Annotated in this window: 17 protein-coding genes; 9 read left to right on the top strand and 8 right to left on the bottom strand. The window is 73.3% G+C overall.

The genetic code is table 11. The annotated features are described in order from the left end of the window. Positions 1–83 precede the first annotated feature (83 nt). The 4 genes from WH85_RS22835 (at position 84) to WH85_RS22820 (ending at position 3848) form a co-directional block, all read left to right on the top strand. A complete protein-coding gene (locus tag WH85_RS22835) occupies positions 84–1250 on the top strand; it encodes a hypothetical protein (protein WP_045743998.1) in 1167 nt (388 codons plus the stop codon). Positions 1251–1559: 309 nt separating this feature from the next. Then, on the top strand, positions 1560–2561 hold the full coding sequence (locus WH85_RS50655; protein WP_052720699.1) for a hypothetical protein: 1002 nt from the start codon (positions 1560–1562) through the stop codon (positions 2559–2561). A 29-nt stretch (positions 2562–2590) separates the two neighbouring features. Beyond that, positions 2591–2911, top strand: coding sequence for a hypothetical protein (locus WH85_RS22825; protein WP_045743997.1), 321 nt, complete (start codon positions 2591–2593; stop codon positions 2909–2911). A 124-nt stretch (positions 2912–3035) separates the two neighbouring features. Next, a complete protein-coding gene (locus tag WH85_RS22820; RefSeq protein WP_045743996.1) occupies positions 3036–3848 on the top strand; it encodes a PHP domain-containing protein in 813 nt (270 codons plus the stop codon). Here the strand turns inward: WH85_RS22820 and WH85_RS22815 are convergent. After that, entirely contained in the window at positions 3845–5014 is a 1170-nt protein-coding gene (locus WH85_RS22815) for a S8 family peptidase (RefSeq protein ID WP_045743995.1), read from the bottom strand. The genes WH85_RS22820 and WH85_RS22815 overlap by 4 nt on opposite strands. 149 nt (positions 5015–5163) lie before the next feature. Here WH85_RS22815 and WH85_RS22810 point away from each other — a divergent pair, with 149 nt between their 5' ends. From WH85_RS22810 to WH85_RS22795, 4 genes are all read left to right on the top strand, one after another. Next, positions 5164–5979: a CPBP family intramembrane glutamic endopeptidase gene (locus WH85_RS22810; protein WP_045743994.1), complete on the top strand. Its 816-nt coding sequence runs from the start codon at positions 5164–5166 to the stop codon at positions 5977–5979. A gap of 20 nt (positions 5980–5999) precedes the next feature. Further along, positions 6000–7160: a sensor histidine kinase gene (locus WH85_RS22805; RefSeq protein WP_052720698.1), complete on the top strand. Its 1161-nt coding sequence runs from the start codon at positions 6000–6002 to the stop codon at positions 7158–7160. A gap of 8 nt (positions 7161–7168) precedes the next feature. Then, a complete protein-coding gene (locus WH85_RS22800) occupies positions 7169–7828 on the top strand; it encodes a response regulator (protein WP_083449196.1) in 660 nt (219 codons plus the stop codon). Between the two features lie 153 nt (positions 7829–7981). Beyond that, positions 7982–8593, top strand: coding sequence for an alpha/beta hydrolase (locus tag WH85_RS22795; RefSeq protein WP_045743993.1), 612 nt, complete (start codon positions 7982–7984; stop codon positions 8591–8593). A gap of 135 nt (positions 8594–8728) precedes the next feature. Here the strand turns inward: WH85_RS22795 and WH85_RS22790 are convergent, their stop codons facing one another. From WH85_RS22790 to WH85_RS22760, 7 genes are all read right to left on the bottom strand, one after another. Next, complete coding sequence (locus tag WH85_RS22790) at positions 8729–10624, bottom strand: hypothetical protein (protein WP_157411175.1); 1896 nt, start codon at positions 10622–10624, stop codon at positions 8729–8731. Then, complete coding sequence (locus WH85_RS22785; protein WP_045743991.1) at positions 10621–14103, bottom strand: DUF5682 family protein; 3483 nt, start codon at positions 14101–14103, stop codon at positions 10621–10623. Before WH85_RS22785 ends, WH85_RS22790 begins: the two co-directional genes overlap by 4 nt. 67 nt (positions 14104–14170) lie before the next feature. Beyond that, positions 14171–15295 carry an ATP-binding protein gene (locus WH85_RS22780; RefSeq protein WP_045743990.1) on the bottom strand — a complete coding sequence of 375 codons (1125 nt, stop codon included), beginning with the start codon at positions 15293–15295 and terminating at the stop codon, positions 14171–14173. A gap of 64 nt (positions 15296–15359) precedes the next feature. Beyond that, positions 15360–20180 carry a hypothetical protein gene (locus tag WH85_RS22775; RefSeq protein WP_157411174.1) on the bottom strand — a complete coding sequence of 1607 codons (4821 nt, stop codon included), beginning with the start codon at positions 20178–20180 and terminating at the stop codon, positions 15360–15362. Next, positions 20173–21069: a DUF4132 domain-containing protein gene (locus tag WH85_RS22770; RefSeq protein WP_245674054.1), complete on the bottom strand. Its 897-nt coding sequence runs from the start codon at positions 21067–21069 to the stop codon at positions 20173–20175. The genes WH85_RS22775 and WH85_RS22770 overlap by 8 nt, the downstream gene beginning before the upstream one ends. Positions 21070–21096: 27 nt before the next feature. Further along, positions 21097–21495: a hypothetical protein gene (locus WH85_RS22765; RefSeq protein ID WP_045743988.1), complete on the bottom strand. Its 399-nt coding sequence runs from the start codon at positions 21493–21495 to the stop codon at positions 21097–21099. 22 nt (positions 21496–21517) lie between these two features. Continuing rightward, complete coding sequence (locus WH85_RS22760; protein ID WP_045743987.1) at positions 21518–22210, bottom strand: hypothetical protein; 693 nt, start codon at positions 22208–22210, stop codon at positions 21518–21520. Between the two features lie 189 nt (positions 22211–22399). Between WH85_RS22760 and WH85_RS22755 the strand changes: the two genes are divergently transcribed. Beyond that, a complete protein-coding gene (locus WH85_RS22755) occupies positions 22400–23098 on the top strand; it encodes an aggregation-promoting factor C-terminal-like domain-containing protein (RefSeq protein WP_045743986.1) in 699 nt (232 codons plus the stop codon). Positions 23099–23231 lie beyond the last annotated feature (133 nt).

Below are 23231 nucleotides of genomic sequence, written 5' to 3'. Positions count from 1 at the left end.
CCGAGTCCTACGCCGGGTCTCTGACGGACAGCCCGCGCTGTCCGTCAGAGACCCGGTGACAGGACCGACCGGGGGGAGAACCCATGACCGCTGACCTCGCCCCGGGCGGGGACGCCGCCGAGCTGCACGGACAGTGCATCTTCACGGGTGCCGGGGAGCCGTCGCGGGCCGGCGGGACTGACGCTTTTCCGACAGCCCCGGTGCCCGTCGTCGATCTCGGCCGGCTGCGGGAGACGCTGCGCAGCCGTCTGGTGCGCAACACCGACCTGTACACCGTCCTGGTCTCCCGGCTGGCCGCGGACGCCCCGGTGCTGCCGGTGGCGCTGGTCGACGAGCTGGTCGCGCTGACCGCCGCGATCCTGCAACACGGCGGGGACACCCCCGGTGACCGGGTGCTCGCCGCGTTCGCGCTGTACCAGCGCAGCCGGCTCGGTGGCAGCGGCGCCTGGGACGACGATCCACGCGCGGCCGACCGGCACCTGCTCGCCGCGGCCGACGGGCTGACGGCATCCACCGGTGGCCTGCTCGCGGTGGCGTTCGCCCTGGCCGGCGCTCTGGACGACCGCTATCCGGACGGCGCGGTGCGGGCACACCTGGCGGGCCGGTTCGCGCCCGTGCAGAAGGCCCTCGACGCCGCCGGCGTGCAGGCCCTCGCGGTGCCCCGGCCGGGCGGCCTGACCCTGCTGGCGGAGGGCCGTCTGCACCCGGTCGCGTTCGGCACGCCGCTGCCGCGACGCCTGGTGGTGGTCCCGGACCGTCGCCCGCTGCCGGCCCTGCCGACTCTCCTGTCGTACGCGACGACACCCGCCCAGCTGATCGACCTGGCCGGCCGCGCCCGCCCCGCGCTCGGCAGCTGTCCCGTCTTCCACGCCGACCCGGCGGGCCCCGCCGCGGCGCTGCACGACGCGTTCTACCGTGTCGCCCCGCGGGCCCCCACGTCACCGACGCTGCTCTACCTCGGCGCCGACGGGTTCACCGGCCGTTCGCCCGGTGGCCTGGCCGTCCTCGCCCCGGGGCGGGATCCGTTCGCCGACGACCTCCTCGACGCCGGGTTCACCGGGGTGATCGGCTGGCGGCGCCCGGTCCCCGGTCCGGTGGCCCTGGCCGCGACCGTCGTCCTGCACCGCGAGCTGCTGGCGGACGCCGATCCGGAGCCGGCCGTCGTGCTGCGCCGGATCCAGAGCTGGATGCGCGTCCCGGGCGGGGCGTCGGCGGAGGCTGCCGGCGCACTGGTGCTGCACGGACTCTGACGGTCGGGCCGGTGTGCCTGAGGGCAAGGGCACGGGACCCGCTTCACCCATCGACGGTGCCAGAGAGAGGAGTAGCTCGTACCGCAGAAGGAAGCCGGCGCCGCAGTGACCACCGGGACCGATCCCGGGGTGCCTAATCGCCACCCGATGCGGTACATGTCGCCCGGTGATCTCCCACAGTGGCCGGAGAGCGGGGAAGCTGCACCGAGCCGGCCTGATGGGGAGGAACGCTCGGTGGGCGATGCGACAGGGGTCAGGCGTGCGGCCCGGACCACGCCGAACGGGGCGGGGCGGCGTTACGGATCCCGGGTGGTGCGGCCGCGCGCGGGGGAGGAGCCGTCCGAGGATCGGGTCCGTCTCCTGCGGGAGCTCGCTTCGGACGGCCGTCTCGCGCTCGCGGCCCGCGACGGCGCGCAGCGGGCGGTGCTCACCGCGGCCGCCTACGACCTGGTGTGGCCGATCGTCTTCGCCCGGCTGACCCGGCGGCTCGAACAGCAGCGCGGCCATCTCGCTTGCGCGTCCGGCATCGGCGCCCTGGCCGACGAATGCCTGGACCGGTTCCACGACGACGTCGAGGCGGTGGTCGAGGACCTGCTGGCACACGCCCGCCAGCCGATCGACCGGCTCGAGGCGTGGGTGGCGACCCGGGTCGGCGCGGCGACCGTGAACGCCCATCGGCGCCGCCGGGGCAGTCGCGGGGCGTTACAGCGTCCCCGGCTTCCCGGCTGGCTCGCCGCCGCGCTGGACGACGATCCGTGGCTGACCACGCTGGCCACGCACATCCTGGTCTGGGTGGGGGTGAGCGGCACGGCCGGCAGCGGGACCTGGCCGCTGGAGTCGTGGGCGCAGGAACGCGCCACCCGCACCGGCGACTGGCAGGGCACCGACCCGGCGGCGGTGGGCCGTGACGTGGAACGGGTGCTGTCCGCGATGCGCCGCCGGCCGACCTGGTACGAGTCGTTTGTGGAACGTCCGCTCGGCGCCAAACAGCCGCCAGTGGCCGCGGTCTGCACCGACGAGTACGGCGAGCCGCTCGCCCCGCTCACCCTCGGTGACCCCGATCAGCGGGTCGACGCGGAACTGCACCTGCTGGCCGGCGACGCGGTCCGGGCGATCCGGCACCGGCTGGGCAGCGGTGAGCAGGCCGAGGCGGCGGTCGCCGAGGTGATCCGGACGGTGTTCGGCGGTCTGTTCACCAGCACTCTGGACCGGGCCCCGCACACCGGCGGTGACCCGGTGGGGGAGGTCGCGGCGTCCCGGCTCGGGCACATCGTGGCCACGGTGCTGGCCATCGTCGGCGAAACGGAATGAATCGGTCGCCGGTGGGCAATACAGAGAGGGTGAACTGGCTCGAATTCACGCTGCTGCACACGTCCGGTCCGTGCAGTCTGCGCCTGCACACCGGGCTGGGCGACACCGTCGAGGTGGGCCCGTGCCTGGTCACCGACCGCACGATCTTCTGCCCGCCGGACACCGTCGCCCCGCCCGGCACCCGGCTGGTCCTGCCGTCCGGGGAGACGGTCCGGGTGGTGGCCGCGCACTTCCTCGACGCGGCCGGCACCGCGCTGCCCGAACACTGGCAGCTCGACGTCACCCGGCGCCCGCACGAGACCCCGCGGCACGGTCTTTGCCGGCCACGTTCCGCTCTGCGGCGGGTTTGACGTACCCGGCCCCGAGCGACCGCGGGCGGCAGCCGCGTCCAGCCTGCGGGAAAGCTGATCGCTATCGGGCGGGTTGCGCGCCACCAGCGATAATGGTCCGGGACCGTTCCTCGGAAGGATTTTGATGAGCCAGCGACACCCCGGGCCCGCAGCCGGATTCCCCGCCGACAGTCACGTGCACAGCGAGTGGTCGTGGGACGCCGGGCGGCGGGGCGCCGACATGGTGGGGACCTGCGCCCGGGCCGTGGAGATCGGGCTGCCCGCGCTGGCGTTCACCGAACACCTCGACCTGACCACCTGGGGCGACTTCACCGCGCCGCCGCTGGACGTCGACGGCTACCTGGGCGCGGTGGCGCGCTGCCGGGACATGTTCCCGAGCCTGCGCATCCTCACCGGCCTCGAGCTGGGCGAACCGCACTGGCATTCCGATGCGGTCGCGAAACTGCTGGCCGGCGGTGACTTCGAGCGGGTCATCGGCTCGCTGCACTCGGTGCCGGTCGACGGCGGGCTGGCCGAGGCGAACCGGGCGTTCGGCACCCTGCCCGCCGACCGGATCGTCCGGGACTACCTGCTGGAGATCCCGCGGCTGGTCGCCGGGTCGGACGACTTCGAGGCACTGACCCACATCGACTACACGGCCCGCCGCTGGCCGGCGTCCGAGGGCCCGTTCGACCCGTACCGGTTCGAGGAGGAGTTCCGCCTCGCCCTGCGATCATTGGCGGACAGCGGCCGGGCCCTCGAGGTCAACACGACGGTGCCGCTGAGCCCGGTGATCCTGCGCTGGTGGTGCGAGGAGGGCGGCCCGGCCGTCACGTTCGGCAGCGACGCCCACTCGCCCGAGGACCTGGCCCGCGGCTTCCCGGACGCGGTGGCGATGGCCGAGGCGTCCGGTTTCCGCCCCGGCCATCGCCCCTACGACTGGTGGACCAGGGCTTAGAAGGCCCCGGTGTAGAGCAGGCGGTTCGGTGAGCCGGTGCCCGGGCTGGTCACCGCCCCGGTCGTCGCGTTGCTGACGATGGCCGCCTGCACCTGGGCCGGTGTGTCGGCCGGATGGTTCGCCAGATAGAGCGCGGTCGCCCCGGCGACGTGCGGGGTCGCCATCGAGGTGCCGCTGATCGTGTTGGTCGCCGTGTCGCTGGTGTTCCAGGACGACAGGACGTTGATGCCGGGGGCGAAGACGTCCACGCAGGTGCCGCGGTTGGCCCAGGACGGCTTGGCGTCGCTGCTGTTGGTGGCCGAGACGGTGATCGCCGCGGGGACCCGGGCCGGTGACTGGGTGCAGGCGTCCAGCGCGAAGAGCCCGAGAAGTCCGTTGCCGGCCGCGATGGAGTAGGTGACGCCGGAGCTGATCGAGGCGGCGACCGCGGTGTCCAGGGCGGTGTCGGCGCTGCCGCCGAGGCTCATGTTGGCGACCGCGGGCTTGACCGCGTTGGCGGTGACCCATTCGATGCCGGCCACCACCTGCGCGGTCGTGCCGCTGCCCTCGCAGTCGAGGACGCGCACGCCGACCAGCTGGACGCCCTTGGCCACGCCGTAGGTGGATCCGCCGACCGTGCCGGCCACGTGCGTGCCGTGCCCGTGGCAGTCGTCCGCGGTGCCACCGTCGATGGCGTCGAAACCGCTGGTCGCGCGGGTGCCGAACTCCTGGTGGGTGGTCAGCACGCCGGTGTCGATGATGTAGGCGTGCACGTTCGACGCGGTCGTGCTGTAGGTGTAGGACGTGCTCAGCGGCAGGGCGCGCTGGTCGATCCGGTCGAGTCCCCACGGCGGGCTGCTCTGGGTGTCCGCCACCCGGTGGATCACGTTGGGCTGCACGAACGCGACGTCCGGGTCGGCGGCCACCTGCCGCGCCTGGCGGGCCGTCATGGTCGCCGCAAAACCGTTCAAGGCTCTGGTGTACGTGGTGAGCACGGTCGCGTCGTGTTCCGCGGCGACGGACTTCGCCACCTTGCCGGACTTCAGCACCACGATGTAGCTGTCCGGCACCACCGTGGCGCCGGGTACCGCGAGCACGTCGGCTTCGGCGGGTGCCGCCTGGGCACCGGTCGACAGGCCGAGGACGGCCAAGGCGACGGCACCGGCCGCCGCGAGGGTCTTCTTCACGCATCCTCCCCACTGTGCGTACGTAGGGTGACGCTAACAGTTCCATTGAAACATTTGAATTAAATGTCGATGTCCCCCACGCGGGGGACCCCGGATTGCCCACCGCGCGGTGACGACCCCACGGGGGTCCCGCTCATAGCGTTCAACCCATGTCGACCCGACCCCTGCTTCGCGCGTCGTTCCTGGTAGTCGTCTTCTTCGCGGTCACCGCCGTGGGCAACTCGGTCGGACTGGCCGCCGCCGGCAACCCGGTCACCGGGCTGCTCGTCGGCGGCACGACCGCGGCCCTGACCCTGTGGCTCTACCACTGGCTGATCCGCCGCTACGAGGAACGCCGCCCCGACGAGATCGCCCTCGCCGCCGCCCGGCCCGTCCTGCTCCGCGGCTTCGGCCTGGGCGTCGGACTGTTCACCGCGGTGATCGCCGTGATCGCGATGCTCGGCGGCTACCGGGCGGCCGGATGGGGCTCGATCGGCGGCATGCTCGGCACCCTCGGCCTGATGATCGGCGTCGCCACCTGCGAGGAGGTGCTGTTCCGCGGAGTGATCCTCCGGCTGGTCGAGGAGAAGGCCGGCACCACCATCGCCCTGACCGTTTCCGGACTCCTGTTCGGCCTGATCCACCTGAGCAACACCGGCGCCACGGTGTGGGGCGCGCTCGCGATCGCCGCCGAGGCCGGGCTGATGCTGGGCGCCGCGTACGTCCTGGCCCGCAACCTGTGGCTGCCGATCGGCCTGCACCTGGGCTGGAACTTCGCCGAATCCGGCCTGTTCGGCGCGACCGTCTCCGGCGGTTCCCCGGACGGCCTGCTCCGCGGCGCCGCGGGCGGTGCCGACCTGGTCAGCGGCGGCATCTTCGGCCCCGAGGCGAGCATCGTCGCGGTCGCCGGCGGCCTGGCCGTGACCGTCCTGCTGCTGCGCCGGGCCCGCCGGCAGGGCCGCCTCGTGGCTGCGCCGTGGCGATGATCATTCGCTACGCTGCTGCGATGCTTCGGCACCCGCTCCTCGACCGTTGGCGTGCGTTGCCGGTCACCCTCCGCGACGCGCAGTTCGGTGTCCTCCTCGCCGCGATCGCCTTCCTGCCGGCCCTGGCCTCCTACGGCACCCGCCTCGGCGAACTGCCGCACCGGCCCACCGACGTGCTGGCGGTGGCCGCCGCATTCACGATGAGCCTGTCCCTCGCCGCCCGGCGCAGCCGTCCCGCCGTCGCGCTGGCCCTGGTCGCGGTGGGATTCACCGTTCAGGAACTGCAGGGGTACGAGTCCTTCGCCAGTCTCGGCCTCATCGTGGCGATCTACAGCGCCGGCGCCCACCAGGAGCGGTTCCGTCCGTGGATGGCCGGGGCCGCCACCGTCTGGTACGTGCTGCTGGCGATCGCCCTGCACGCCGCGGGCGCGGCCCCCGGCGTCGGCGACTTCATCACGTTCTACCTGAGCCTCGCGATCGCCGCCGCGGTCGGCGCGAACGTGCGGTCCCACCGGCACGCCACCGCCGAACGCCTGCGCCTGGAAGGCGAGGTGGCGGTGGCGGCGGAACGGGCCCGGATCGCCCGGGAACTCCACGACGTGGTCACCCACCACGTGACGGCGATGGTGGTGCAGGCCAACGCGGGACAGTTCCTGGCCGCCGACCCGGCGAAGGCCACCCAGGTGATGGTGACGGTCAGCGACACCGGACGGCGGGCGCTGGGGGAGCTGCGGGACCTGCTCGGCGTCCTCGACCCGACCCGGGAGGCCGAACCCGCGTCCCGGCCCGCCCCCAGCGGCGACGACCTGGCGAAACTGGCCGGGCTGGTCGAGCAGACCCGGGCGGCCGGGCTGCCGGTGACCCTCACCGAGGACGGCGACGTCCCGCCGATGGGCGCCGGACGGGAGACCGCGATCTACCGGGTGGTCCAGGAAGCCCTGACCAACGCGCTGAAGTACGCCGCCGGGGCCCCCGTCGAGGTCCGCCTCTCCTATCACCGCGACCGCGTCGAGATCGTGGTGACCAGCGGTCCCGGACAGTCGACGCCCGGGGTGGGCGGTTCCGGTCGCGGACTCACCGGCCTCCGCGAACGGGTATCCCTGTTCGGCGGCACCCTCGACTTCGGCCCGGCGCCCGGCGGCGATTTCGTCGTCTCCGCCGTCGTCCCGCTAGCCCAGTAGGAGTTCTGTTGATCCGCGTACTCATCTGCGACGACCAGGCCCTGATCCGGATGGGCTTCGGCACCATCGTCGAGGCCCAGGACGACATGACGGTGGTGGGGGAGGCCGGCGACGGACGCGCCGCCGTCGACCTGGCCCGGCGGCTGCGCCCCGACGTCGTGGTGATGGACGTGCGGATGCCGGTGATGGACGGCATCGAAGCCACCCTGGAACTCGCCGGCCCCAGCGCCACCGACCCGGTCAAGGTCCTGGTCGTCACCACCTTCAACATCGACGAGTACGTGTACCAGGCCCTCCGCGCCGGAGCCAGCGGTTTCCTCCTCAAGGACGCCAGCCCGCAGCAACTGATCGGCGGCATCCGCACCATCGCCGGCGGCGACTCGCTGCTCGCCCCCGAGGTGACCCGCACCCTGATCGGCCGGTACGCGGCACGCCTGCGCCCGGCGGACACCGGCGTCGCCGCGTCCGAGGTGCTGACGCCCCGCGAACTGGAGGTGCTGCGCCTGATCGCCACCGGCATGTCCAACGGCGAGATCGCGGCGACCCTGGTGATCGGGGGCGAGACGGTCAAGACGTACGTGTCCCGCATCCTCACCAAACTGGACCTGCGCGACCGGGTGCAGGCCGTGGTGTACGCCTACCGCACCGGCCTGGTCGAACCCGGCTGAACCGTCCCAACCTGGTCTTGCCCGGCCGAGCCGTCCCGGCGCGGAACATCAACACTTTCGGGTACCGGCTTTTGATCGTCGTCGACGAGAGAATGCGCCTGTCATTGGTTTCGGGCCGGCAGTGTGGCCGGCCCGCATTCTCCGAGGAGCCGAGTGAGGATCCCGTCGAGCGGCCGTACCCTGGCCGCCACGCTGTTCACCCCGGAACTGCCGTCCGGCGCGGCAGTCCTGTTCCTGCACGGTTGGAACAGTGACCGTTCCGGTTACGCTCCCCGAGCCCGGCCGCTGACCGACCGGCTGGGCCTGACCTGCCTGACCGTGGACCTGGGCGGCCACGGCGAATCCACCGGCGACCAGACCACCCTGACCTCCGAGGACCTGCTGGCGGACGCGGCCGCCGCCTACGACACCCTGGCGGCGGAGCCCGGCGTCGACCCGAAACGCATCGGCGTCTGCGGTGCCAGTTTCGGCGGCCACCTGGCGGCCCGCCTGACCGCCGAACGCCCGGTGAGCCGCCTGGTCCTGCGGGCCCCCGCGCTGCCCCCGAACACCCCCGCCCTGGAAGCCATCCGCGCCTTCGACGGCGACACCCTGGTCGTCGAATCCCGCGCCGACGAGAGCATCCCCTCGTCGACGGTCCAGGCTTACGTGGCCGCGGCCCGCCATGCCGAGCACCACGTCATCGAGGCCACCCACGCTTTGGTGACCCCTGCCGCGAACGCCGCGTTCGTCGCCGAGCTGCTGGCCTGGTTCGCCGACCTGTGATCGCCCACTGGTTGCACACACGGGTGTCCGCCGTCCTCCGCTGAGGGCGATCCACCCATAACGATCTTGGACGGTTGACCACACCCGGCTGTGGTCAACCGTCCAAGATCGCGGATCTGGCTGTGGGCGTCGGGGCTATCTGCGCTGCCCGATGTCAGACCAGGCTGTTCGCATGCTCTCGCGGACGGCGGCCTGCTCGTAGACCGAAGCCGCCAACCACGCCCGAGCCAGCATCCGAGTGTCGTGCGGGTCAAGCCGTCCGAAGACGTCCCGAGTGCGCCGGACTCCCGCCGCCCCCAGTTCACCCAGCATCGCGGCCGCCCCACCGAGCTGAGCAGCCCCGAGCCGCCGGACATCAGCCGCGACCCCGGCCGACAACGCCGTCCGGCCGCCGGCCACCACCCGCTCCAGGTGATGCCGCAACAGGTGAATCGGTGGCCCGACCACGTCCCCGCTTCCCTCGACACCGACCGCGCGCACATGGTTCGCAGGATCGCCGCTCTGATGCCCGGCACCCGAGGGCACATCAGTCGCGTGCACGTCGGCTGTAGCCGACTCGACGTCAGCCATGACGGTGTCAGCCGTATGCAGGCCGTCGGACGCGCTGGAGTGGAAGTCCGCTCGGGTCAGTGTCGCCGTGCCGAGGTCGACGTGCCCGCCGTGCCGGTTCGCCAGCCACGGAGCGGCGAAAGCCAGCCCCGCCACCCGCCGGGCCCCGGAAAACCGTCCGACCAGCCGGATCGTGCGCCCCACCGCGTTGGCTGCCAGCTGCCGAAGGTTGGTCACATACGGCAGTGACCGGTCCTCCTGTGCCGGGATCACCACCACCGTGAAGCCGGCATCGACCCCCACCAGCAGCCCTCGACGATCAGCCCCCACGACGGTCCCGTCAAGGAAGGCGAGGTCATGCCCCGCCCGCTGCTCGTGTCCCGGCAGCGCCGCCCCGTCGAGCCACCGCCCCACCTGCGCCCCGAGCCCGGTCCCACCCGCGTCCTCCGCCGTGGCCGAGTGAACCCCGGACCCCCGCGCAGCAGTCGCCGGCCAGAGGTGGTTGAGGGGGTCGGCGAACCAGCCCGCACCCGGAGCGGCCACCGCCTGCCGGGCCCTGCCATGGCTGAGCCGTCCCGCCGCGGAGGCGTGGGCGTTGACCGCGCGCAGGCCGCCGCGTGCCAGTTCATGATGGGTCGAGCGCACCTCACCGAGGTCGACCGCGGTTCGTGCCGACGGCTGCGGGCTGCCCGGGACGACCGGTTTGACGTCGGACACCACCCAGATCCGCCCCTGCGCGTCCGCCAGGTAGGTCACCGTCCCCGCATGCCCGGTGGCCGCCCGCACCGGCTCGCAGAACAGCCCGTAGAGGCGCAGATCCCCGACCGCCTCATAATCCCGCCGGGCCACGCCGACCGCCCCCGGATCGCCCCGTCCCAGCCGATGGCAGGCGGTCAGTAGTTCCCGGACAGCCGCGGTCAACTCCTCCAGCCGGTACCCCGGATCGTCCCGCCGAGCCGCCCGCAGATGCTCCACCACCTGCACCGCAGCAGCCGCCGCAGCATGCAGCCCCACCCCACGTGCCCGGTGCACGGCCCGCAGCAGTTCGGCCTGGGCCACCGCCCCCGCGCCGGGAATCCCGGAGCTGAGCACTCCGGAAGCCACCTCCCACAAAGCCCCGGCAGCATCCGCCTGCCCGGAACTGATCAGCCCGGCACTGCCGCCCACACCGCCGTCCCTCTCCTCCACACCACCGGAGAGAGAACCGTCCTGGACCGGCGCCGCACTGAGCACCGCCGCTCGATGCAGACACCGAGGCGCCAGCAGGCAACTGCACACCACCGCAGCCTCCGAAACCACCGGAAGCCGAAGCGTCACCACCGTCTGCTCATCCGGCCGCACCGTGACGACATCCCCGTCCACCGCGACCGTCCACCCCGCGACCTGCTCCACCACCGTGTCGAGCCGCCGCTGCAGCCGTGCGGGCAGTGCCGCCACCGCCGCCGCCGTCACTTCCGCCTCCACCGGGGGTAAACCTGTCATCGGACCTTCTCCCCGATCCAGCGGGCCAGTTCCAGCGGGCTCAGCGCCGCCACCGGCATCCCCGCCCCCACCAGCTGCGATGCCACGCCGGTGCTGTACCGGGGCGCACCCCGGTCGTCGAGGCTCGCGCAACCCAGCAGGGTGACGCCGTCGTCCACCAGCGCGCGTACCGATCCGAGCAGATCACCGATCGGGAACCCCTCCTCGAAGTCGCTGATCGTGACGACCAGGGTGCGGGCCGGGACGAGCGTGATCTGCCGCGCGTACCGCATGCCGGCCGCGATGTGCGTCCCCCCGCCCACGCTGATCCCCAGCAGGAGGGCGAGCGGGTCGTCGACGCGGTCGGTGAGGTCGACGACCTCGGTGGAGAACGTGACGAAGTGGGTACGCAGCGACGGCACCCCGGCCAGCACCGACGCGGTCATCGCGGCCCAGATCGTCGACTCCTCCATCGACCCGGACACGTCGACGAGCAGGATCACCTGCCAGTCGACGCTGCGCCGGCCCGGGCTGCGGAACACCGGTCGTTCCGGCACGATCCGGGGCCGCCCGTCGTCGCCGGCGCGCACCGTGTGCAGGTTGCGGCGTACCGTGGCGGCCAGATCGAGCCGTGCCGTGCGTCGCCGGGTGGTTCGGGGTGTGCCGATCCCGGTCAGTGCCGGGCGGATCCGCCGGGCCAGTTGCCGGGTGAGGTCCCGGGTGAGCCGGGCGACGAGCGGCCGCAGTTTGGCCAGTCGTGCCTCGGGCAGCCCGCCGGCCAGGGACAGCACCGCGTGCAGCAGGTCCACCGACGGCCGGACCCGTTCCGGTTCGGCGGCGAGGATCGCGTCCACCCGTCCCCGTTCGGCGGCCCGCGCGATCACCTCGTCGCGGACGTCGCTGCCGAACAGCGCCTCCAGGTCGGTCAGCCAGTCCCGTACCCGCGGATAGGGCGCCTCGGTCCCGCCACCACCCCGGTCCACCGTGTGGGAGCCTTCGCCGCGCCCGGTCCCGTAGAGCTCGTCGAGCGCCGTAGCCAGCCGCTGCTGCCCGCCGCTGAGCTGCTCCTTCTCCCGCCCGAGCAGAAGCCGCCATCGCTGCACCGCCGAAAGATCCCCCGCCGCGACGACGTCCCCCGCCGCGACGACGTCCCCGGCCGCCGTCAAGGGCGACACCACACCGCCTTCGGGTACGAGTCCGACCGCCCGCACCGCCGCCATCCCGGCCCGGTCCGCCGCCAGCCATCCCGCCAGCACCACCGGATCCGCCACCAGCCGGTCCTCGAACCCGCCGTGCCGTTCCCGCACGGTGGCGAGGAGCCGGTCCCGGTCGGCCGGGCTCAGCACGTCGAACCCGTCCCGCAACCCGGGCAGCCGGCGCACGAAATCGTCGTCCGCCATCCGTTCCACCGCCGCCAGCAGCGGTTCCAGCACCTCCCCGCCGGCCTGCAGCATCGCCCCCGCGACGCTGAGCGCCCCGCGCAGCCGGTCACCGGAGTCCATTCCCGCCCACGAGGCCAGCAGCTGCCCGAACTCCCCGGGTTCCACCTGTCCGAGCTGCACCCCGAGCGCCGCCGCGGCCCCGCGCATCAGCGGCGACCCGTTGGTGGCCAGCTCCCGTACCGCATGTCCGAGACGGATCACCTGCCCGGCCTCGTCGGCGTCCCGCACGAGATCATGAAGAGCACGGGCGTCCTCGACCCGCTGCGACCCGGCCAGACCGGAGACCGCGGCCACTGCTGCGGCACGCATCTCCTCGAGTACGCCGTCAGCACCCACCACCGGTTCGACCAGCCCCGGATGATGACCGCGTCCGATCCGGCGCACGAGTCCGAGGGCGGTGACGATCTGTTCGACCGTACCGTCGTGGGTGACGGCACGGCGTACATCGGAGAGACGGTCCTGGACCGCGGCGCCGAGCCCGCACGCCGCGCTCCGGGCCAGTCCGGTCAGGGCCTGTTCCGCGGTCGGTCCGCCGGCCCGGTGTTCCCGGCGGCGGCGGGTGGCCAGCATCCCGGCGGCGGCCTGTTCGAGGGTGACGCCGTGTACCCCGGCCACCGCGAGCGCCGCGTCCACCGGCGGCGTCCACTGCACCCGCCACGTCGTGGTCAGCGTCTCGCCGCCGACGGCCGGCCCCGTCTCGCCGGCGTCCCCGTAGGCCGCGCCGCACACCTCGAGCCGCCGGATCGCCAGTTCGCGGGCCCGGTCGGTGGGGGAGCGCAGCGGGTCGAGCCGGATCCGCTGCGCCGCCTTGCCCGGGCCGGGCAGCTTCAGCCGCTGCAGCTCCTTCTCGACCGCCGGCGTCAGCCCGCCGATCGGTGTGCCCGCAGCGAGCCGGCCGCGCCGCTGTCCGACCAGGACGTTCTCCATGGCCCGGGCGACGCCGCGGCCCACCCCGGCCGGCGCACCCTGGGCGAGCACACTCTGCAGCGCTTCGACGAGTTCGCCGCGGCTCGGCGTCGGCAGCGACCGGAGTGCGGCCAGGTCACCGGCGAGCCGGGCCACCTCCGCGGCCTCACCCGGACCGGCCGGCCAGCCCCGGTTGCGGAGTTCCCGGGTCACCTCCACGGCGATCGTGTGGGTGGCCAGGCGGATCCGTTCCGGGTCGGCGCCGTTCTCGTAGACCGCCTGCTGCCAGCGCGGATCCCGGATGCCCGCCGGATAGCCGGACCGCGAGTCCAGCAGGTCGAACGTGTACGGCACCAGCGACACCACCGGCGCCTCCCCGCCGCGGGCCTCGACCAGGGCCTCGACCAGGGCCTCCGCGTCCAGCAGTGCCGGGGCGTGGAACGCGCCCACCACCACGGCCACCCGTCCGGTGGCGGCGGCGATCCGCCCGCGCATCCACGCCTCCCGGCGCAGGTCGAGCGGGTCGATCCCGTGCCGCCTGGCGTCGTGCCGTAGCGCCCATCCGGCGGCCAGCGCGGCCCGGCGTACCGCCTCGGGCGAACTGCCCGGAGCACCCGCCTCGATCCACCGGTCCCACAACTCGTCACCGTCGCGCCCGGTCAACGATGCCCGAACGATCTCCCCAAGCCCGGGCTCGCCGGAATCAAGCCCAGGCTCGCCGGAATCGAGTCCGGGCCTGCCGGCATCAAGACCCGGACCGCCCGGAACAAGACCCGGACCGGCGGAGATGACGGCAGGCTCCCGCGACCTCCAAGCCGGATCGACCATCGGCAGGTCGCAGCAGTCCACCGGCACGCCGTGCTCCCGCGCCCACCGAACCGCCGCCAACTCCGGACTGAAGTCCGCGAACGGGTAGAACGCCCCGTCAGCCGCCAGCGCCACCGGTGTGACCGTGCCCTCGGCGGCCAGCCACCGCACCCACGGCTGCATCTCGGCCGGTAACTCCACCAGCACCGTCTCCGGCCGGAACGCGGTCAGGATCGCCGGCATCGCCGCCGCCAGCACCGGCGAGTGGTGCCGGACCCCGATCAGGTGGACCCGCGGGTCACCCGCGAGCCGGTCCACATGATCGCGCGGTTCAGTCGCGCCCACCGGATCGCGCGGTTCAGGGACGTCCGCCTGATCACGCGGTTCAGGGACGTCCGCCTGATCACGCGGTTCAGTCACGCAGCACGTCCCGGTGTTCCCAGAGCTGCCGCCACATCCGCGCCCCCGCTTCGGCCCGCCGCCGCAGAGCCCCGTCCCAGTAAGCCAGCAACCGTTCCGCATCCGCCGGATCGTCCTTGCGCACCACACCGAGCAGGTGCCCCGGCAGCAGCGACAGCGGATCCGGGCCGGGAAGGTAGGCCGCCGACAACCCGATCGACGCGGCCACCGCCACCGCCTCCGCGGTGCTCATCACCGACGACGGCCGTTCCACCTCCCAGCCTTCGGCGCTGCGCCCGGTCCGCAGGTCCCGGAACGCCGTGACCAGCGTGTCCAGCACCGCTTCGTCGACCGCGAAGTCCGCCCCGCCGCGTTCCACCGAGGCTTTCGCCTGACGGGTCACCAGGGCGACCTCGGCGTCGAAGTCGGCGATCGGCGGCACCACCTCGAAGTTGAACCGCCGTTTGAGCGCCGCCGACATCTCGGACACCCCGCGGTCGCGCAGGTTCGCCGTGGCGATCAGGCAGAACCCGGGCGCGGCGTAGCTGACCGCCCCGTCCCGCCCGGCCAGCTCCGGCACGCTGACACGGCGCTCCGACATGATCGACACCAGGGCGTCCTGCACCTCCGGCAGACACCGGGTGATCTCCTCGACCCGGGCCACCGCGCCGTCGCGCATCGCGGTTAGCACCGGCGACGGCACCAGGGACTCCTCGGACGGGCCGGCAGCCAGCAGCAGCGCGTAGTTCCACCCGTACCGCAGCTGGTCCTCGCTGGTCCCGGCGGTGCCCTGCACGGCCAGCGCACTGGTCCCGCAGATCGCCGCGGACAGCAGCTCGGACAGCATCGACTTGGCCGTGCCCGGTTCGCCGACGAGCAGTAGTCCGCGCTCGCCGGCCAGGGTGACCACGCAGCGTTCGACCAGGGCGCGTTCCCCGACGAACTTCGGCGCGATCACCCGTCGGCCGCCGGGCCCGTCGACCGGCACCCCGGCCGACCCGGCGACGAAGGTGACCACGTTCCGCGGGGTCATCCGCCAGCCCGGTGGGCGGCGCCCGGCGTCGGCGCCGGCCAGGAAGGCGAGTTCGTCGGCGAACCGGTGCTCCGGCGGGTCGATCTGACGGACGGCGGCGGTCACAGCGTGGGCTCCAGTTCGTGGTAGCGGGGGACGTCACCGGATTCGACCCGGGACCATGCGGCGGTCACGGCTTGGCCTCCAGTTCGTGGTAGCGAGGGACGTCACCGGACTCGACCCGGGACCAGGCGGCGGCGAAGAGGCCGGGCAGCGTCCGCGGGACGATCCGGTGACCGTTCGCCCACACGTACAGTGACTGCTTCCAGGTCTCCACCGGCAGGGACGGCGCTTTCGCCGGAACCCAGCCACCGGGCAGGAACACCGGGCGTCCCGCACGTTCCCGCTTGGCGGTCACCACCACGCCGGCCGTGATCAGCGCCTCGCGGGCCTTGCGCAGCTGCGCCGGTTTCCAGCCGTTCCACGCTTGCACAGCCTTGTCGGTCGGGTCCGGCAGGGCGAGGAGCTGCAGATAGTACGCCGCCGCGTCCGCACCACAGCCCACCCGCGTGTCGACCGCGGCCACCAGGCCCGGCACGCTGACCCGTGGGTCGTGCGGCTCGCCGGTGGCGCCTTCCGGGGTGGTCAGCACCCCTTCGATCCAGCCTGCGAGCAGCACCCGCAACGCGTCGCCGTACTCGTCGTCGATGAAGCCGAGCGCCGGGTCGTCCGGCCCGCTCAGTTTCGCCGGGGCGACGTGGTGGATGCCGTGGTCGGGGAGGCCGGTGTAGTTCCCGTCGACCAGGGCGGGCCCGGCGTCCGGCCGCGAGTCCAGCCGGTGCATCCCGGATCCGGTGAGCAGGAGCGGGTTGGCCAGCCGGGCCCGGGTGAGCCGCAGCGCCTCGGGCAGCGTGGCCCGGACGGGGTCGCCCCAGGGCAGGTGATATGCCAGCCACGGCAGGGCGACCGCGAGGCGCCGAGCCCACTCGCTGCTGAACGGGACGCCCTCGTCCGCGGTGGTGGTCAGGTTCCAGTAGCCCTCGGATCTGCTGCGGCCGTCGGTGGTCAGCCAGTCACCGGCCGACGGCGCCACGATCACCCGGAGCACCTCGGCGGCGTGAGCGCCGCCCACCACTCGGGCCAGTTCGCCGACCAGGGATTCCGGCACGGTCACCCGCCGCCCGCGCATCCGGATCCACACCTCGGCGACCGCCGCCACGTCCGGCCCGTGTTCCCACAGGGCGGCCGGGTCGGTGGGCATCGCCGCGTCGAGCAGGGCGATCCGTTCCTGCCCGGTCAGCGGTTGCAGCCCGGCCCGCCCCACCTTGGCCTGCTGCGCGGTGAGGCCGAGGACCGCGCGCTGCTCGGCGGTCAGGAAGGTCGCCTGCCAGGTGGCGATCCCGGGCAGACCGGCCAGCAGCAGTGCCGCCTCGGGCCGGGTCATCCCGGTCGCCGCGGCCAGGGCTTCGGCCGCCTCGGGGCGCCAGGGCGCCGGGCCGCGTTCGCGCAGCAGGGTGGTGAACGCGGCGACCCGGTCACCGGACAGCCGGGTGCCGGGGCCTGACTCGGTCTCCAGCAGGGTCTCCGGCGGCAGGGTGAACGTCCCGCCGGGTGCGGACTGCAGGACCGCGCGCCGCCAGGTCTTCGACGACCAGTATGAGCCGTATCCGGGTGGGAAGAGGACGCTGACCTGGTCGCCGTCGCGGTGCACCCGGACGGTGCGGCCCTCCTGATGCGGTTGGGTCACCTCGATCAGCCGGATCGGCGTGCCCGCACCGGCGAGCGGGGTGCCGGCCACGGTGTCGAGGAAGACGGCCAGCGCGTCCCGGTCCTCCGCCGGGGTGACCGGTGACGCCGCCCGCAGCGCCACCGCGCCGAGGCCGGTGAGCAGCAGCGGCCAGCCCTCGTCGGTGTCCGGGAGCGCCTCATGGTCCGGCCCGCCGGCCGGACCGAACAGCGCGCCGACCCGGCTGATCTGCTCGATGACCCGGTGGGAGAGATCGGCGCTCCCGCTGTAGTAGTGGGAGACGTCGCCGAGCCCGGCCCACGCTTTCGTCAGCGCGCCGTCGGTGATCTCCGGCGTGGCCCGTACGGCGCCGGCCGGGCCGGACAGCAGCCCGGTGACGGTGGCGAGCCGGGCCCGCAGGCGTGCCGCGGTCGCGACGACCGTGGCGATCCCGCCGCGCAGGGTCGCGTCACCGACCTCCGGGAGAAGCTCGGCCACGGCGGCGACAGCAGCGGCTCGCCGGGCCGCGGCGCCGGGGTCGGTACCGCCGGGCTGGATGGCCGTGCTGATGAGACCGGTGACCGGAGACAGGGTCACCCCGGTGGCGACGACGGGAACCGTCTCGCCGGCGGAGGGGGTCGCGGCGAGCAGTTTCGCCGCCCGCACGGTGTCGAGCCCGCGCAGCACCGTAGAACCGGCCTCGTCGCGCGCCCGGGCCGCGTGCAGCCAGGCCAGCGGCGGCAGCAGACTGGTGGCGTCACCGCGCCGGGCGAGCTGGAACATACCGTCGGCCGTCCACACGTGCAGGTCGTCGTGGCGGTAGCTGCTCACCCGGCTCACCGGCAGGAACTCCTGCGATCCCGGCAGCCGCAGCGCCCCGGCGAGCAGGTGCCCGCCCCGGCCGTGCTGCCCGAGCCGGTCCGGGCCGGCGGACGGGAGGACGACCCGCCGGCCGTCCACGCCGTCACCGGTCTGCGACCCGTCGGCGGCGATCGTCGTGCGCCACCCGGCGAGGCCGTCCGCCCAGCCCAGCGGTGATCCGGCGAACGCGGCCGGGGTGGGCCGCAGCCGGCACGCCTGCGGGAGGAGCTCGCCCCCGGCGGCGGCGAAGAACGCCGGGACACTGACCCGGCCCACCTCCCCGGTCCGCGGATCGAACTCGCGCCACCGCCACGCCGGCGGACCGTCGCCGGCGGACACCCATTCGCACCGCCAGAACGCCTCGCCGTCGCCGGCCAGCAGGTAGGCGTCGGCAGGGCCCCGGGTGTCACCCGGGTGCAGCGGCCGGACGCCGGTGCTCAGCCCACCGCCGGGCACCGGCAGCGGTTCCGGGGTGACGCCCCAGCCGACCGCGTTGGCCGGGACGACGCCTTCGACGATCTCGTCCGGCCGCGACGACCAGTAGCCGGGGTTCGCCTGCGGCGCGTGCCAGCCCACGAACAGGTCGCCGTCGACGTACCGGCAGTACGCATGTGAGTGGCGTGCCGGGGCCAGCGGGTCACCGGCCGGCGGGAGGCGGAACACGTGTTCGGTGACCGTGCCGTCCGGCTCGATCACGAACGCCGTCCGGTCGTCGTGCACCACCAGCTCCGGCCACGACTCGCCGATGGTGATGCTCCTCAGCTGTTGCACCGCCGACTCGTAAGCCGGCCAGGCCAGCTCGTCGAGCACACCGGCCCGCAGTGTCCGGGCGAGCAGCGCGTCCAGATCGATCGCGGACAGCAGCCGGAACGCTTCGGGGGCGAGCGCCATCCCGGTCGGCGACCAGAGCGGGGCCAGGTCGATCAGGTCCTGGTGGAGGCTGGCGACCGTGCCGTTCCCGGCCGTCCGGGCGGTGGCGGTGACCAGCGCGACCAACGCCCGCCGTACGCCGTCTGCCCCGAACGCCTGCCGGATCGTCTGCTCGGGCAGCGCCGGACTGGTCAGGAACACCCCGTCGCGCAGGCGCAGGATCGCCCGGCGCACCCCGGTGGCCAGCATCGGGGCGAGCACCGGGTCGTCCGCGATGGCGGACAGCTCCCGGCGGCCGGGCCGGTCGTCCTCGGCCCACTCGGCGACGTCGAGGGGCCCGTCGCCGAGACCGCGGGAGAACCCTGCGCGGACCCCGCCGGACAGGCAGAGGTCCAGGATGTCGAGGTCGGCACCGCCGGGATACGGCGCGATGGTGATGGTGTCCTGCCGAGCCAGCGCGGGCAGCATCCGCTCGATCAGCGCCAGCAGACCGGCGTTGCGCTTGCGGGCGGACCGGCCCATCGACCAGCGGCCGGCGAGGAAACGCTCCAGCCAGTGGGCGGCGGTCCCGGACGAGGTGGTCAGGATCCCGGTCGCCCCGGTGGCCTCCAGCAACTCCAGCCACTGGTCGGTGACGTCGACGTCCCAGCCCGGCGGATCCGGGATGATCGCGAGGAGCCGTTCGCGGATTCCGGAGTCCGTCGCACCGAGCCGGACCAGCGCCTTGCGGTACGCCTTCCACACCGACGGATGTGACCGGGCCATGGCCGGGTAGGTCAGCAGCCGGGCGAGCACCTCGTCGGTCTGCTCCTCGGGGTCGAGACCGGCCGTCTTGGCCAGCCGGGCCAGGTCGGCGGCCATCGACACGTGCGGCGCCAGACCACCCGCGACCCGGCGGACCGCCAGCGTCCGGACCAGGTCGTAGGCCTCCCGGGCGGGCCGCCGTTGCGCCACACCCCGGCTGTATTCCGCGAGCATCGCCGCGGTCAGCGCCCCGGCGAACGCGAACTCCAGATGCACGTCCCGCAGCCGGTCCTCGTCGACGGCCAGCCCGTGGACCTGCTCGGCCCGGCGCGCCGCGGTGAAGCAGGCGCCGGCCATCCGCTGGTTGTCGGCGGCCAGGAACGCCCGCCCGGCCTGCTCCCAGAAGGTCGGCAGGAACGCCGGGGCGGCAGCGCCGAGCCGGTCGGCCAGCGCGTCGTAACCCTCCTTGGCGTTGCCCGGTTTGCTGCGGGCCACCCGGGCGAGTTTCTCCATCTCCTTGACCAGGGCGAGCGCGTGGCGCCCGTTGGCCGGGTCGTGGACCAGCGCCCACGCCGGGAACCCCAGCGCCTGCCGCCGGGCGTGCCCGACGGTCACCGGCTCACCCGCCTGGAACCCGAGGAACTCCATCGTCAGGTCCTCGGCCGGGCCGACGGTGGCGCCGACCAGCCGGACCACCGTGCGCCCCGCGAGCGCCGGATGACGGTAGGTGCGGGCGGTCATCGTGTCGAGGGCGGCGCCCTCCGCCGTGCCGGGAAGAATCGCGCCGGCCTCCAGCAGGGTCTCACTCATCGTCGCGCTCCACTCCACCGCTGTGCAGCAGGGCGGCCATCCGCAGCCCCTCGGACCAGGCCACCGGCGGCACCGCGGCCGCGGCCACGGACTCACCGGCCACGTCGGCGAAGGACAACTCGCCGACCTCGGTCTCCTCGGAAGGGTCGCCCTCACCGATCCACACCGACGCGACGATCGTGTCGCCCGCCTCCCAGACCCGGCAGACGGCCGTGCCGCCCTGCACCCGGTAGCCCGCGGAGACCGCCCGCGACTGCGCGTGCCGCAGCTCCTTGTACCGCGCCCCGGTGTAGCGGGCCAGCTCGGACCGGCGCCCGGCATCGTCGGCCGGCCGGTGCCACACCTCGCGGAAGAGCTGCAGCATGCCCTGCTCCACACCGAGGTCGCCGGCGAACTCGCGAAGGTCCTCCAGGTCGGGCAGCAGCACCGGGTGGGGGATCGCGACACTGGCCGCGGTGATCCGGGCCGACTCGCCGTCCAGGTCGACGACGCCCAGGCCGGAGCCGTCGGCGTCGCGCAGCAGCCCGGCGGACGCCACGTCCCAGCCGCCGACGTCGTCCACCGGCACGATCACCACGTCGCGCAGCAGCGCCCGCCACGACTCGTCCGCCCAGACCTGGGCGACGACCGCCGTCGGGACCGGCAGCGAGCGGATCATCCACCGCTCGGCCTCGGCCCGGCAGGTCGCCTCGTGCCGGCGCAGCCACTCGACCAGCTGCCGCAGGCCGGTCACCGCCTCATGGTCCTTCAACGCCTTGGGCAGGCTCTTGAGCGCCTTGCCCTGCGCGGTGCGCGCGACGACTCTGCCCCCGTCGACGCTTATCTCGTAGTCGGCCCCCGCCGGCACCCAGCCCATCGCCATCCCCTCGCCGAGAAACGTGAGGCGCATGCTGCCACCGGGGTCCGACATTTTTCGTCAGCCGGGTTCGAGCGCTGCCCGCGCGTGCTCGCGGACCAGCTCGTCGGAGTCGTCGGTCCAGCGTTCGAGCAGGCCGCGGACCTCCGGCCGGTCGATCCGGCCGACCACGGCCACCTCGAGCGACCCGACCCGCGGCATCTGCGCCACGTCCGCCACGAACAGATCCGGATGCGCCAGGGCCACCGCCGCCACGATCACCGACCACGCGTCGTGGATCTCCATGGAGTGCCGCTGCCGGATCGCCGCCGACACCGGTTTCGGTATCGGCGTACGCCCGTAGTAGATGGAGGTGACCCGGCGGTAGGCCGCCGGGCCGAACCCGGTGAGCACCCGCAGCCGGGCCGGGGTGGGATCGGTCAGACAGGCCGCGAGGGCGTCGTCACAGGCGTTGTCCACACCGGCGACGGTACCGACGATCTCAGGCCAGCAGGGCCTCTCTCATCTCCTTGCCCGGGTTGAATCCGCCGATCTGCCAGTCTCCGGCGGCGTCGAGCACCGGGACGGTGTTGTTGCGGCGCATGAGCTCACGCACCGGCGGCGGCAGCGGGGGCGGGTCACCCATGGCGTCACGGACCCACCGGGCGGCGTCGATCAGCCGGGCGGCGAGCGCTGCCGCGTCCGCGTCCACGCGGACCCGGCCGAACTCCCATCCGGCGAAGGTCAGGTCCAGGATCTCCATCAGGTGCTCCAGCAGCGGCCCCGGGTCGTTGACCTGGATGGCCCGCTTCGCCTGCCCGCCGACGACGGTCACCGCCGCGTTGACCTGGATGTAGGGGTGCAGCCCACCGGGCAGCGCGAACATCGGGTACCGCAGATTGTGCCCGGCGTGCTTCCACAGCGGCCGGTAACTGCGCCGGTTGAACGGCATCCGCCCACCGACCTGCGCGGTCAGATCCGCGAACGCGCCGTCGGCCACCTCCCGCAGGATCGCGGCGGCGACCAACAGGCCGTCGTCACCCTGCAACTGCCGCCCGGCCGCCTCCGCCTGGTCGGCGAAACCGCCGGCCACGTGCACCCCGTACTGTTCCCGCATCGTGTGCAGGAGAGCCTGCGCCCGTTCCGGGTCGTGCTGTTGCCGTTGCTCGTCCCGACCGAACCGGAACCACCGCATGTCGCCTCGCCTCACGCCGCCTGCAGAACCCGGCAATGCTAACGAAAGATCCGGAGACTTCCTTGTTCCGGGAAGCCTGAGGGGTGTGGGGTCGACTCGTACTTTCGGACACCTTTATCGTTCGGGATCAACATCTGGCACTCGGCGCGCGTCTATGCCGAAGGGGCTGATCGACCTGAGGGAGACAAGGTGATTCGGCAGTGGAGCCGGGCCGCGGTCCGGGTGGCATCCGTCGGTCTGCTGGTCGCGGGCACGATCGCCGGCGTCTACGTCGGCCAGCAGCGCCAGACGCAGGAGGCCGGTGAACGCTCGCAACTGACCGCGGCGGCCACCGCGGAGGAGAACCGTCTCCTCAAGGAACGGCACGGCCGGCAGATCGCCGCCCGCGCCTTCCGCGACGCGGCCGAGGACCGTGCGGCGGAGAAGGCGGCGACGATCGCCAAGACCGCCGCCACCGAGGCCGGCGACCTGGAGAAGAAGCGCAAGGCGAAGATCGAGCAGGAGAAGAAGGAGAAGGAGGCCGAGGAGCAGAAGGCCAGCGGTTCCGTGCCCTTCGACGGTGAGATCCCGGCATCCTGCAGCGAATTCAAGGGAAACCGCGCCACCGGCTGCGCCCTGATGCTGGAGAAGGGCTTCGCCATCGCCGAATTCCCCTGCCTGAACAACCTGTGGAACAAGGAGTCCGGCTGGAACCACCTGGCCGAGAACCCCAACTCCGGCGCTTACGGCATTCCCCAGGCATTCCCCGGCGACAAGATGGGCACCATCGCCGACGACTGGCGCATCAACGCCGCCACCCAGATCAAGTGGGGCCTGGGCTACATCAAGGGCCGCTACCAGAGCCCGTGCGGAGCCTGGACCTACTGGCAGAACAACCACAGCTACTGAAACCATTTCTCTGGTACGCGTGACGACACGTCCCTGACCACCGCGGCCATGCGGCGCGGGGCGAGTTCCGGCGGCGTGGACATCAGACGGCGGTGCCGGGAGGTACCTCTTCTCCCGGCACCGCCGTTTCACC

This window comes from Actinoplanes rectilineatus (genome assembly GCF_000962825.1).
Taxonomy (GTDB): Bacteria; Actinomycetota; Actinomycetes; order Mycobacteriales; family Micromonosporaceae; genus Actinoplanes; species Actinoplanes rectilineatus.
The sequence above is the reverse complement of the archived record's forward strand: the minus strand, read 5'-3'. Positions and strand labels throughout refer to the sequence as shown.

Excerpts from the sequence above, each read along its gene's own strand:
- WH85_RS22835 (WP_045743998.1), top strand. The coding sequence starts at position 84 with ATGACCGCTGACCTCGCCCCGGGCGGGGACGCCGCCGAGCTGCACGGA.
- WH85_RS22820 (WP_045743996.1), top strand. The coding sequence starts at position 3,036 with ATGAGCCAGCGACACCCCGGGCCCGCAGCCGGATTCCCCGCCGACAGT.
- WH85_RS22810 (WP_045743994.1), top strand. The coding sequence starts at position 5,164 with ATGTCGACCCGACCCCTGCTTCGCGCGTCGTTCCTGGTAGTCGTCTTC.
- WH85_RS22805 (WP_052720698.1), top strand. The coding sequence starts at position 6,000 with ATGCTTCGGCACCCGCTCCTCGACCGTTGGCGTGCGTTGCCGGTCACC.
- WH85_RS22790 (WP_157411175.1), bottom strand. The coding sequence starts at position 10,624 with ATGACAGGTTTACCCCCGGTGGAGGCGGAAGTGACGGCGGCGGCGGTG.
- WH85_RS22775 (WP_157411174.1), bottom strand. The coding sequence starts at position 20,180 with ATGAGTGAGACCCTGCTGGAGGCCGGCGCGATTCTTCCCGGCACGGCG.
- WH85_RS22770 (WP_245674054.1), bottom strand. The coding sequence starts at position 21,069 with ATGCGCCTCACGTTTCTCGGCGAGGGGATGGCGATGGGCTGGGTGCCG.
- WH85_RS22760 (WP_045743987.1), bottom strand. The coding sequence starts at position 22,210 with ATGCGGTGGTTCCGGTTCGGTCGGGACGAGCAACGGCAACAGCACGAC.